Source organism: Mycobacterium botniense (assembly GCF_010723305.1).
In the GTDB taxonomy this organism is placed as follows: Bacteria; Actinomycetota; Actinomycetes; order Mycobacteriales; family Mycobacteriaceae; genus Mycobacterium; species Mycobacterium botniense.
On the sequence record NZ_BLKW01000004.1, the window covers coordinates 1,103,055 to 1,115,120 of the forward strand.

The 12,066-nt window shown below is 67.7% G+C and carries 10 protein-coding genes; all 10 read left to right on the forward strand.

Features of this window, described 5'->3' with window-relative positions:
* Positions 1-402: 402 nt before the first annotated feature.
* The 10 genes from G6N08_RS15130 to G6N08_RS15175 all read left to right on the forward strand — a co-directional run bounded on the left by G6N08_RS15130 (position 403) and on the right by G6N08_RS15175 (position 12,049).
* On the forward strand, positions 403-1,221 hold the full coding sequence (locus G6N08_RS15130; RefSeq protein WP_163758593.1) for a rhomboid-like protein: 819 nt from the start codon (positions 403-405) through the stop codon (positions 1,219-1,221).
* 233 nt (positions 1,222-1,454) lie between these two features.
* On the forward strand, positions 1,455-2,498 hold the full coding sequence (gene pheS, locus G6N08_RS15135; protein WP_163758595.1) for a phenylalanine--tRNA ligase subunit alpha: 1,044 nt from the start codon (positions 1,455-1,457) through the stop codon (positions 2,496-2,498).
* Positions 2,498-4,984, forward strand: a complete 2,487-nt coding sequence (gene pheT, locus G6N08_RS15140; protein WP_163758597.1) for a phenylalanine--tRNA ligase subunit beta — start codon at positions 2,498-2,500, stop codon at positions 4,982-4,984. Before pheS ends, pheT begins: the two co-directional genes overlap by 1 nt.
* Before the next feature lie 104 nt (positions 4,985-5,088).
* Positions 5,089-6,132, forward strand: coding sequence for an N-acetyl-gamma-glutamyl-phosphate reductase (gene argC, locus G6N08_RS15145; RefSeq protein WP_163758599.1), 1,044 nt, complete (start codon positions 5,089-5,091; stop codon positions 6,130-6,132).
* Positions 6,129-7,343, forward strand: a complete 1,215-nt coding sequence (argJ, locus tag G6N08_RS15150; RefSeq protein WP_163758601.1) for a bifunctional glutamate N-acetyltransferase/amino-acid acetyltransferase ArgJ — start codon at positions 6,129-6,131, stop codon at positions 7,341-7,343. The genes argC and argJ overlap by 4 nt, the downstream gene beginning before the upstream one ends.
* Positions 7,340-8,221, forward strand: a complete 882-nt coding sequence (argB, locus tag G6N08_RS15155) for an acetylglutamate kinase (RefSeq protein WP_163758603.1) — start codon at positions 7,340-7,342, stop codon at positions 8,219-8,221. The genes argJ and argB overlap by 4 nt, the downstream gene beginning before the upstream one ends.
* Entirely contained in the window at positions 8,218-9,408 is a 1,191-nt protein-coding gene (locus G6N08_RS15160) for an acetylornithine transaminase (protein WP_163758605.1), read from the forward strand. The genes argB and G6N08_RS15160 overlap by 4 nt, the downstream gene beginning before the upstream one ends.
* Positions 9,405-10,331, forward strand: a complete 927-nt coding sequence (gene argF / locus G6N08_RS15165; RefSeq protein WP_163758607.1) for an ornithine carbamoyltransferase — start codon at positions 9,405-9,407, stop codon at positions 10,329-10,331. Before G6N08_RS15160 ends, argF begins: the two co-directional genes overlap by 4 nt.
* Complete coding sequence (locus tag G6N08_RS15170; RefSeq protein WP_163758609.1) at positions 10,328-10,822, forward strand: arginine repressor; 495 nt, start codon at positions 10,328-10,330, stop codon at positions 10,820-10,822. The genes argF and G6N08_RS15170 overlap by 4 nt, the downstream gene beginning before the upstream one ends.
* Positions 10,823-10,852: 30 nt before the next feature.
* Positions 10,853-12,049 (forward strand): argininosuccinate synthase, encoded by a 1,197-nt coding sequence (locus G6N08_RS15175; RefSeq protein ID WP_163758611.1) that lies wholly within the window; start codon positions 10,853-10,855, stop codon positions 12,047-12,049.
* Positions 12,050-12,066 lie beyond the last annotated feature (17 nt).

Sequence of the window (12,066 nt, forward strand, 5' to 3'; positions counted from 1 at the left end):
ACGGCCTCCTGGGACTGATGCGCCCCACAATAACCTTGACAACATACGTTGTCTACGATTTCGGGTCGCGCCGGAGCGCGGTGTTACCGGGTGTCAACATCCCTGCCGCACCCCTGTGACCAGGCTCTGCGCTGGTTCCGGCGACGCATGCCGCCGGTGTCGATGTCACGATCTGTGGGTGATGGACCACACCACCGGGAGTGGCATCATGGTGTCCGGCTCCGCGCGCGGCGAGATTCCGGAGTTGGCCGCATCGGGTGTCGTCGCCTGGTGGATTCATCGACCGGTGTCCGCGGGCAAACCCACGGGGGTTCCACCGGCCAGATATCGTCGGAAACTGGTAGGGAGTTGACAGCTACCGACCAGGCTCGTCAAACGAATTCGGAGGCATAGTAGACGCTGATGGTTTACCGCATCCTGTGCGGGCTGGCACGTGTGCGCTTCACGGTGAGTTACGTGGCGGCTCTGGTGGCGGTCAGCACCGCTCTACTGATTCTTGGTCCCCAAGTGCAGGCGCAGGTCGCCCAGCGCGCCAGCACCAACCTCCACAACTTGGCGCACGGCAACCTGGGAACACTGTTCGGCAGTGCCTTCGTCGCCGAACCGGGGCCGATCTACATCTGGCTCCCGGGCTTAGCGTGTTTGCTGGCCCTGGCTGAACTGCTCTGGCACAGCACTCGGCTGATTGCCGCGTTCCTGGTCGGCCATATCGGCGCGACACTGCTGGTCGCGGCCGGGCTCACCGCGGCGGTCGAGTTCGGCTGGCTGCCGTTGTCCATCACTCGTGCGACCGATGTCGGGATGAGCTACGGTGCTGTGGCGGTCCTGGGGGCGTTAACAGCGGCGATCCCGCGCCGCTGGCGGCCTGGCTGGGTCGGGTGGTGGATTTCGGTGGGGCTGGTCGGCGCGATTGTGGGCGCGGATTTTACGGACGCCGGACACACCGTCGCACTGATTCTCGGCATGCTGCTGGCCACCCGGTTCGGCCGGCCCGCTCGCTGGACGGTGACGCGGTATGGGCTGCTGACGGTGTCTGTGGCGTTCGGCTTTGTGGTGCTGGCCCACAGCGGGTGGGCGATTGTGATCGCACTGGCCGCCGGTGCGCTGACTGCCCTGGCCGTCGACAGGATCGACCGCTTCCGCGTGATACGCATGTCATCGGTCGCGCTGACGGCCGGGCAGTCGACACTGGGCGGCTGCGCCTCGCGGTTGACCGCCTAAGCGACCCGCAGCGGCGGTCGTCGGCGCACATTCGGTGCCGGGCCGCCGGCATCTATGATCAGCACTTGCGTCACACCCGTGACGTGACGGCCAAGGCAGCTCGGTGACGATGCGGGCCGTGACGCGGCCTGATGGGGAGAATGAGGAGCTGGCCGATCGAACCGCCGCGGTGACGGTCCAGGCCGGCGACAGCGGGGAATCGAACGAGCCACCAGCGAGGAGAGTGTCGCAGCGTGGGTGATCAACCCGTCGATTTGTCGGAGGACGCGCTGGCCAAAGCGGTCAGCGCCGCCCGGCAGGCATTTGCGCTCGCGGCCGACCTCGACGCGCTGGCCCGGGCCAAGATCGAACATTTCGGTGACCGCTCACCACTGGCCCTGGCGCGGCAGGCGCTGGGCTTTTTGCCCGCAGGCGACCGCGCCGACGCCGGCCGGCGCGTCAACGCCGCCCGCCGCGAGGTCCAGCGCAGCTACGAGCAGCGATTGGCGGTGCTGCGTGCGGAGCGGGACGCGGCGGTATTGGTCGCCGAACGTATCGATGTGACATTGCCGTCGACCCGCCAGCCCATCGGCGCCCGGCACCCGATCACGATCTTGGCTGAGCATATCGCCGACACCTTTGTCGCGATGGGATGGGAACTGGTGGAGGGGCCCGAGGTCGAAACCGAACAGTTCAACTTCGATGCCCTGAACTTTCCCCCTGACCACCCCGCGCGCAGCGAGCAGGACACGTTTTACGTCGCGCCGGAGGAGTCGCGGCTGGTGTTGCGCACGCACACGTCGCCAGTGCAGGTGCGGACCCTGCTCGAACGCACACCGCCTGTGTACGTGATTTCGATCGGGCGCTCCTTTCGCACCGACGAGATCGATGCCACCCATACACCGGTGTTCCATCAAGTCGAAGGGCTGGCGGTGGACCGGGGTCTTACGATGGCACACCTGCGGGGAACGCTCGACGCGTTCGCGCGCGCGCAGTTCGGACCGTCGGCGCGGACCCGCATCCGGCCGCACTTCTTCCCGTTCACCGAGCCGTCGGCTGAGGTCGATGTGTGGTTCGCGAACAAAAAGGGCGGCGCCGGCTGGGTGGAATGGGGTGGCTGCGGAATGGTCCACCCCAATGTGTTGCGCGCCGCGGGTATTGACCCCGAGATGTACTCAGGGTTCGCCTTCGGCATGGGGCTGGAACGGACCCTGCAATTCCGCAACGGTATCCCCGACATGCGTGACATGGTCGAAGGAGATATCCGCTTTTCGTTACCGTTCGGGGTGGGGGACTGATGCGGATCCCCTACAGCTGGCTGCGCGAAGTCGTCGCAGCCGGGGCACCCGGATGGGACGCTGCTCCGGCTGATGTTGAGCAGACCCTGCTGCGCATCGGTCACGAAGTCGAAGCTGTGCTCGCGCTCGGGCCAGTCAGCGGTCCGTTGAAGGTGGGCCGGGTCACCGGCATCGAGGAACTGAGCGGTTTCAAAAAACCCGTCCGGGCCTGCCTTGTCGACGTCGGGGATGGCAGGGTTCATGAGATCATTTGTGGTGCAACTAATTTTGCTGTCGACGATCTGGTGGTGGTTGCGCTTCCGGGTGTCACGCTACCGGGTGATTTCACTATTTCGGCCCGCCGGGTTTATGGTCGCAACTCTGCGGGAATGATCTGCTCGGCAGCCGAACTCGGTTTGGGTAGTGATCATTCCGGGATTTTGGTGCTGCCGGCCGGAACCGCCGAACCTGGTCGCGACGCGGTCGATGTGCTCGGATTCGACGATGTGCTGTTGCACCTTGCAATCACCCCGGACCGCGGTTACTGCATGTCGGTGCGCGGTTTGGCTCGCGAAATCGCATGCGCCTACGACTTGACGTTCGTCGACCCTGCCGAGGTGACACCCTTACCCGTTGAGGGACCGGCATGGCCGTTGAGCGTGGATCCGCGGACGGGGGTGCGCCGATTCGCGCTGCGCGCGGTCACCGGAATCGACCCCGGCGCGGTGTCGCCGTGGTGGCTGCAGCGGCGGCTGCTGTTATCGGGTATCCGGCCGGCGTCACCGGCGGTCGACGTCACCAACTACGTCATGCTCGAACTGGGTCACCCGATGCACGCACACGACCGTCGTCGCATCACAGGCGGGTTGGCGGTGCGGTTCGCCCGCCCCGGCGAGACGGTGATCACCCTTGATGATGTCGAACGGCGGCTCGCTCCGGCAGATGTCCTGATCGTCGACGAGGTCGCCGCAGCCGCGATCGGCGGTGTCATGGGAGCGGCCAGCACCGAGGTGCGCGCGGACTCCACCGACGTGTTGCTGGAAGCCGCGGTGTGGGATCCGGCGGCGGTGTCGCGCACCCAGCGCCGGCTGCACCTGCCCAGCGAGGCGGCCCGCCGCTATGAGCGGTCGGTCGACCCGGCCATCTCGGTGGCCGCCCTGGACCGGTGCGCCGCGCTGCTGGCCGACATCGCTGGCGGAACGGTGTCCCCCTGTCTGACCGATTGGCGCGGCGACCCGCCCTGCGACGACTGGGCGCTGCCGCCGATCCGGATGGCGCCCGACATGCCGGACCGGCTGGTGGGCGCTGAGTATCGGCGCGGCACCGCCGTCCGTCGCCTGACCCAGATCGGCGCGGCGGTCAACGATGAGGGCGGCATCCTGACCGTGATCCCGCCGAGTTGGCGCCCCGACCTGGTGCAGCCTGCCGATCTCGTCGAGGAGGTCGCCCGGCTGGAGGGCTATGACCTCATTCCGTCGGTGTTGCCGTCGGCACCGGCCGGCCGGGGCCTGACCGCGGCGCAGAAGCGGCGCCGCGCGATCGCGAAATCGCTCGCGCTGTCCGGCTATGTCGAGATCCTGCCGACGCCGTTTCTGCCCGCCCGCGTATTCGACCTGTGGGGATTGCCGTCCGACGACCCGCGCCGCAGCACCACACAAGTGCTCAACCCGCTGGAGGCCGATCGCCCGCACCTGGCCACCACACTGCTGCCGGCGCTGCTGGAAGCGCTGGAACGCAACGTATCTCGAGGCCTTGTCGACGTCGCGCTATTCGCCATCGCCGCAGTGGTCCTGCCCGCGGGACAACCGCGTCGTGTCGCTCCCGTGCCGGTGGACCGCCGGCCGACCGACGCCGAGCTGGCAACGCTCAACGCGGCACTGCCGCGCCAACCGCAGCACGTCGCAGCGGTGGTGACCGGTCTGCGTGAACAACGCGGCCCGTGGGGGCCCGGCCGGCGGGCGGAAGCCGCCGACGCGTTCGAAGCGGTTCGGATCATTGCGCGCGCGAGCGGAATTGACATCGCTTTGCGAGCCGCCCAGCAGCTGCCGTGGCACCCGGGTCGGTGCGCGGAGGTGCTCATCGGCGATCGAGCGATCGGCTATGCCGGAGAACTCCATCCGGCGGTGATCGAGCGGTCGGGGCTGCCGAAGCGCACCTGCGCGGTGGAGATCGATCTCGACGCTATCCCCATCGTCACCAACTTGCCCGCGCCGAAGGTGTCGCCGTTTCCGGCGGTGTTCCAGGACGTCAGCCTCGTCGTGCACAACGATGTCCCGGCGCAGCAGGTCGCCGACGCCATCCGGGAGGGAGCCGGTGAGCTGTTGGAGGACGTGCGATTATTCGATGTCTACACCGGCCCGCAGATCGGTGAGCGCCATAAGTCGCTCACCTTCGCGTTGCGGTTTCGCGCGCCGGATCGCACTCTCACCGAAGATGAGGCCAGCGCGGCCCGAGACGCAGCCGTGCGGTGTGCCGCTGAGCGCACCGGTGCGGTACAGCGCACCTGACCGGCAGATTGTTGGGCACACCAGCGCCGATATCAGACCGCACGACGGACAGCCGGTTGAGAATGGATTTGCAACTAATTGCATAGTCATTCATACTTGCCGGGATGGCGACGATGATCCGAGCGGCGGTAGCCGGGGCCAGCGGCTATGTCGGGGGTGAAATACTGCGGCTGCTGCTCGGCCACCCGGGGTACCTCGACACGCGGCTGACCATCGGTGCGGTCACTGCCGCGACGGCCACCGGCAGCCTTCTCGGTGAGCACCACCCGCACCTGACTCCGCTGGCCCAGCGGGTCCTCGCACCCACCACGGCCGATGAGCTCAGCGGCCACGACGTCGTTTTCCTGGCCCTTCCCCACGGCCATTCGGCGGGATTGGCGAACCAACTCAGCGCCCAGACGGTGATCGTGGACTGCGGGGCGGATTTCCGTCTCACCGACGCTGCTGTGTGGGAGCGGTTTTACCAGACGCCGCACGCCGGCAGTTGGCCGTACGGATTGCCCGAGCTACCCGGATCCCGAAAACACCTGCACGCTGCCCGCCGCATTGCGGTGCCGGGCTGTTACCCGACGGCGGCCCTACTCGGGCTGGCGCCGGCCGTGGCCGAGGACCTCATCGACCCCGTGGTCACCGTGGTCGCGGTGAGCGGCACCTCCGGGGCCGGTCGCACAGCACAGACCGACCTGCTCGGCTCGGAGGTCATCGGGTCAGCGCGCGCCTACACCATCGCCGGTGCCCACCGGCACACTCCTGAGATCGTGCAGGGCCTGAAGACGCTCACCGACCGCGAGGTCACCGTGTCGTTCACGCCGGTGCTTATCCCGGCTTCGCGGGGCATCCTGGCCACGTGCACGGCGCGCACCCGCTCGTCGGTGTCACAGCTGCGCGCGGCCTACGAGAAGGCATACCAGAGCGAACCTTTTGTACAGCTTCTGCCCGAGGGTCGTTTGCCCCGAACCGGCGCGGTCATCGGCAGCAACGCCGCACACATCGCCGTCGCAGTCGACGAGACGGCCGCGATGTTCGTCGCGATCGTGGCGATCGACAACCTGGTCAAGGGCGCCGCGGGCGCGGCCGTGCAATCGATGAACCTGGCCTTGGGCTGGCCGGAAACCGCAGGGTTACCGGTGGTGGGGGTGGCGCCGTGACCGGCGTGGCCAGCTCGGCGCGGCTGGTGCGCTCGCAAGGCGTCACCGCTCCTGCCGGTTTCCGGGCGGCCGGTATTGCCGCCGGGATCAAGGGGTCGGGCGCACTGGATCTCGCACTGGTCTTCAACGAGGGCCCGGATTACGCCGCCGCCGGCGTGTTCACCCGCAACCAGGTCAAAGCCGCGCCGGTGCTGTGGAGCCAGCAGGTGCTGAGCACCGGCCGGCTGCGCGCGGTGATCCTCAATTCCGGCGGCGCCAACGCCTGCACCGGACCGGGCGGCTTCCACGACACGCACGCCACCGCGGAAGCCGTCGCCGCCGCACTCTCGGAGTGGGGCACCGAGACCGGCGCGATCGAGGTCGCCGTCTGCTCCACGGGACTGATCGGGGACCGGTTGCCGATGGACAAGGTGCTCGCTGGGGTACGCGAGGTGGTCCACGAGATGGCCGGTGGCCTCGCCGGCGGCGAGAACGCGGCGCGGGCGATCATGACCACCGATACCGTGCCCAAACAGGTTGCGCTGCACCATCCCCGCAACTGGACCGTCGGCGCCATGGCCAAGGGCGCCGGCATGGTGGCACCGTCGCTGGCCACCATGCTGGGCGTGCTGACCACCGACGCCGTCGCGGACGCGACCGCGCTCGACCATGCGCTGCGCCGCGCCAGTGCCCTCACGTTCGACCGGCTCGACATTGACGGCAGCTGCTCAACCAACGACACGGTGCTGCTGCTGTCCTCCGGCGCCAGTGGGATCACCCCGGACCAAGCCGATCTCGACGACGCTGTGCTGCGGGTGTGCGACGACCTGTGCGCGCAGCTGCAGGCCGACGCGGAGGGGGTCACCAAGCGCATCAGGATCACCGTGACCGGGGCCCCCCGCGACGACGACGCCGTTGCCGTCGCTCGAGTGATCGCGCGGGACAGCCTGGTCAAGACCGCCCTGTTCGGTTCTGACCCCAACTGGGGCCGGGTGCTGGCCGCGGTCGGCATGGCCCCGGTGCGCATCGATCCGAATCGGATCACCGTGTCGTTCAACGGATCTGCGGTGTGTGTCGACGGCGTCGGGGTGCCCGGCGCGCGTCAGGTCGATCTGTCGGGCACTGATATCGACATCACTGTCGAACTCGGCTTGGGCGATGGCCGGGGCGCGGTTCGAACCACTGACTTGTCCTACGCTTACGTCCGAGAGAATTCGGCCTACAGTTCATGACCACCGACGCATTGCCTACGCGGGTCAAGGCACAGGTATTGGCCGAAGCCCTGCCCTGGCTCAAGCAGTTGCACGGCAGGATCGTCGTGATCAAGTACGGCGGTAACGCCATGACCGATGCCACACTCAAGCAAGCGTTCGCCGCAGATATGGCGTTTCTGCGCAACTGCGGCATTCATCCCGTCGTCGTGCACGGCGGAGGACCACAGATCAACGCCATGCTGCAGCGGCTGGGCATCCCCGGCGATTTCAAAGGCGGGTTCCGGGTCACCACACCGGAAGTGCTCGATGTCGCGCGGATGGTGTTGTTCGGTCAAGTGGGCCGGGAGCTGGTCAACCTCATCAACGCGCACGGACCCTACGCGGTCGGCATCACCGGCGAGGATGCGCAGCTGTTCACCGCCGTGCGCCGAAGCGTCACCGTCGACGGTGTCGACACCGACATCGGTCTGGTGGGAAACGTCGACCGGGTCAATACCGAGGCGGTGTTGGATCTGATTGCCGCACGCCGCATCCCGGTGGTGTCCACGCTGGCTCCCGACGCCGACGGGGTGGTGCACAACATCAACGCCGACACCGCCGCGGCGGCCCTGGCCGAAGCGTTGGGAGCCGAAAAGCTGCTGATTCTCACCGATGTCGAAGGCCTCTACACCCGCTGGCCCGACCGGCATTCACTGGTCAGCGAAATCGACACGGACACACTGGCACAGCTGCTGCCAACCCTGGAGAGCGGGATGATCCCCAAAGTTGAGGCATGTCTGCGGGCGGTGGGCGGCGGGGTGCCCAGCGCGCACATGATCGATGGGCGCGTCGAACATTGCGTCCTGGTGGAGCTGTTCACCGATGCGGGTACCGGCACCAAGGTGGTGCGGGCATGAGCGGCACCCAAGCGATGCAGAAACGATGGTCGGCCGTGATGATGAACAGCTACGGCACTCCGGCGGTCGCATTGGCCAGCGGTGAGGGGGCAGTGGTCCGCGACGTCGACGGCAAGTCCTACCTGGATTTGCTCGGCGGTATCGCCGTCAATGTCCTCGGCCACCGCCACCCTGCCGTGATCGACGCGGTTACCCGGCAGATGTCGACACTGGGCCACACCTCCAACCTGTACGCCACCGAACCGGGGATCGCGCTGGCCGAGGCGCTGGTCGGGCTGCTGGGGGCTGACGCTCCCACGCGGGTGTTCTTCTGTAACTCCGGCACCGAGGCCGTGGAGCTGGCGTTTAAGCTGTCCCGGCTCACTGGCCGCACGAAACTGGTTGCGGCGCAAGATGCTTTTCATGGACGGACGATGGGTTCGCTGGCGCTGACCGGCCAGCCGGCCAAGCAGGCGCCGTTCGCGCCGCTCCCCGGGGACGTCACGCATGTCCGCTACGGCGACACCGAGGCGCTGGCCGCGGCGGTCACCGACGAAACCGCGGCGGTTTTCCTGGAGCCGATCATGGGTGAATCCGGTGTGGTGGTGCCGCCGGAGGGTTATCTGGTTGCGGCGCGTGAGATCACCGCGCGCCACGGCGCCATGTTGGTGCTCGACGAGGTGCAGACGGCCATGGGCCGCACCGGTGCTTTCTTCGCCCACCAGCACGAGGGCATCACCCCGGATGTGGTGACACTGGCCAAAGGACTGGGCGGTGGGCTGCCGATCGGAGCGTGCCTGGCCGTGGGAGGAGCCGCCGACCTGCTCATGCCGGGCCTGCACGGCAGCACTTTCGGCGGTAACCCGATCTGTGCGGCGGCGGCGCTGGCGGTACTGGGCGTGCTGGCGGCCGACGACCTGGTGCGCCGGGCCGAGGTGTTGGGGGAGGCGCTGCGCCGCGGCATCGAATCCCTGGGGCATCCGCTGGTCGACCACGTGCGCGGCCGCGGATTGCTGTGCGGTGTAGTGTTGACTGCCGCGCGCGCCAAAGACGTCGAGATCGCAGCCCGGGACGCCGGGTTTCTCGTCAACGCCGCGACACCCCAGGTCATCCGGTTGGCGCCGCCGCTGATCATCACCGAGCGCCAGATCGAGGCTTTCGTCACGGCACTGCCGGGCGTCCTCGACGCCGCGAGGGGCGTGCAATGATGCGGCATTTCCTGCGCGACGACGACCTGTCACCGGCCGAGCAGGCCGAGATCTTGCAGCTGGCTGCCGAATTGAAAAAAGCTCCGTGGAGCCGCCGTCCGCTGGAGGGGCCCCGCGGGGTCGCGGTCATCTTCGACAAGCACTCCACCCGCACCCGGTTCTCCTTCGAGCTGGGCATCGCGCAGCTGGGCGGGCATGCCGTCGTCGTGGATTCCAGCAGCACCCAGCTGGGCCGCGCGGAGACACTGGCGGACACCGCGGCGGTGCTGTCGCGCTACGTGGAGGCGATCGTGTGGCGAACCTTCGGTCAAAACCGGCTGACCGCAATGGCCGCGGCGGCCAGCGTGCCGGTCGTCAACGCGCTGTCCGACGAGTTCCACCCCTGCCAGGTGCTGGCCGATTTACAGACCATCGCCGAGCGTAAAGGGTCGCTGCGAGGCCTGCGGCTGTCCTATTTCGGCGACGGCGCCAACAATATGGCCCACTCGCTGATGCTGGGCGGGGTGACCGCCGGTGTGCACGTCACGATCGCCGGGCCCCCGGGCTTCACGCCAGCCCGGTCGGTGGTGGCCGCAGCCGAAGATCGCGCTGCCGCCACCGGTGCGTCGGTGACGGTGACCACCGACCCGCACGCCGCGGCCAAAGGCGCCGACGTTCTGGTGACCGACACCTGGACATCGATGGGTCAGGAGCACGACGGGCTGGACCGGGTGGCGCCGTTTCGGCCGTACCAGGTCAATGCCGGTCTGCTGGCGCTGGCCGACCGCGACGCGATTGTGCTGCATTGTCTTCCGGCGCACCGCGGCCACGAGATCAGCGACGAGGTCATGGACGGGCCGCACAGCGCGGTGTGGGACGAGGCCGAGAACCGGTTGCACGCGCAGAAGGCACTTTTGGTGTGGCTGTTGGAGCGGTGCCGATGACACGCTCGCGGACCTCACCGGACATCACCCGGGCCGGCCGGCAGGCCCGGATCGTGGCGATCTTGTCGTCGACCCCGGTGCACAGCCAAAACGAGTTGGCGGCGCTGTTGGCCGGCGAAGGTATCGAAGTCACCCAGGCCACGCTCTCGCGGGATTTGGAAGAGCTGGGCGCGGTGAAACTGCGCGGCGCCGACGGCGGCGTCGGGGTCTACGTGGTGCCCGAGGACGGCAGCCCGGTGCGCGGGGTGTCCGGTGGCACCGCCCGGCTGTCGCGATTGCTGGGTGAGTTGCTGGTGGCCAGTGACGCCACCGGAAACCTCGCCGTGCTGCGCACACCCCCGGGGGCGGCTCACTACCTGGCCAGCGCGATCGACCGTGCGGCGCTGCCGGACGTCGTCGGCACCATCGCCGGTGACGACACCATCTTCGTGGCGGCCCGCGAGCCGATGACCGGCGCCGAGCTTGCCAGGGCCCTGCAAAACCTGACGTAGCGACGAGACCTTTTCCAAGGAGAGCGGTTCATGTCCGAGCGTGTCATCCTGGCCTACTCCGGCGGTCTGGATACCTCTGTGGCGATCAGCTGGATCGGCAAAGAAACCGGGCGCGAGGTCGTCGCGGTCGCCATCGACCTCGGCCAGGGAGGCGAGGACATGGAGGTCGTGCGCCAGCGTGCGCTCGACTGCGGTGCGGTGGAGGCGATCGTTGTGGACGCCCGTGAGGAGTTCGCCAACGACTACTGTGTGCCCACCATCAGGTCCAACGGTTTGTACATGGACCGCTACCCGCTGGTGTCGGCGATCAGCCGCCCGCTCATCGTCAAGCACCTGGTCGCGGCCGCGCGCGAGCACGGCGGCAGCATCGTCGCGCACGGCTGTACCGGCAAGGGCAATGACCAGGTCCGCTTCGAAGTCGGATTCGCCACCCTGGCACCGGATCTGGAGGTGCTGGCACCGGTGCGCGATTACGCATGGACCCGGGAGAAGGCCATCGCCTTCGCCGAGGAGAACGCGATCCCGATCAACGTCACCAAACGCTCGCCGTTCTCCATCGACCAGAACGTGTGGGGCCGCGCGGTGGAAACCGGTTTCCTGGAACACTTGTGGAACGCGCCGACCAAGGACGTCTACGCCTACACCGAGGATCCCACCGTCAACTGGAACACCCCCGACGAGGTGATCGTCGGATTCGAGCGTGGTGTGCCGGCCTCGATCGACGGCAGATCGGTTACCGTGCTGCAGGCTATCGAGGAGCTCAATCGCCGCGCCGGCGCGCAGGGGGTCGGCCGCCTCGACGTTGTCGAAGACCGGCTGGTCGGCATCAAAAGCCGGGAGATCTACGAAGCGCCGGGGGCGATGGTGCTCATCACCGCGCACACCGAACTCGAACACGTCACGCTCGAACGCGAACTCGGGCGGTTCAAACGGCTCACCGACCAGCGCTGGGCTGAGCTGGTCTACGACGGTTTGTGGTATTCGCCGCTGAAGACCGCGTTGGAGAGCTTCGTGGCCACAACTCAGGAGCACGTGACCGGCGAGATCCGGATGGTGCTGCACGGCGGGCATATTGCGGTCAACGGCCGGCGCAGCCCGCACTCGCTATACGACTTCAACCTCGCCACATACGACGAGGGCGACAGTTTCGACCAGTCCGCCGCACGCGGATTCGTCCACATCCACGGGCTGTCGTCGAAGATCGCCGCCAGACGGGACCGGCGATGATCCGGCCGGCACAGCAC

Coding starts and splice junctions, on each gene's coding strand:
- G6N08_RS15130 (WP_163758593.1), top strand. CDS start 403: ATGGTTTACCGCATCCTGTGCGGGCTGGCACGTGTGCGCTTCACGGTG.
- pheT (WP_163758597.1), top strand. CDS start 2,498: ATGCGGATCCCCTACAGCTGGCTGCGCGAAGTCGTCGCAGCCGGGGCA.
- argC (WP_163758599.1), top strand. CDS start 5,089: ATGGCGACGATGATCCGAGCGGCGGTAGCCGGGGCCAGCGGCTATGTC.
- argB (WP_163758603.1), top strand. CDS start 7,340: ATGACCACCGACGCATTGCCTACGCGGGTCAAGGCACAGGTATTGGCC.
- G6N08_RS15160 (WP_163758605.1), top strand. CDS start 8,218: ATGAGCGGCACCCAAGCGATGCAGAAACGATGGTCGGCCGTGATGATG.
- argF (WP_163758607.1), top strand. CDS start 9,405: ATGATGCGGCATTTCCTGCGCGACGACGACCTGTCACCGGCCGAGCAG.
- G6N08_RS15170 (WP_163758609.1), top strand. CDS start 10,328: ATGACACGCTCGCGGACCTCACCGGACATCACCCGGGCCGGCCGGCAG.
- G6N08_RS15175 (WP_163758611.1), top strand. CDS start 10,853: ATGTCCGAGCGTGTCATCCTGGCCTACTCCGGCGGTCTGGATACCTCT.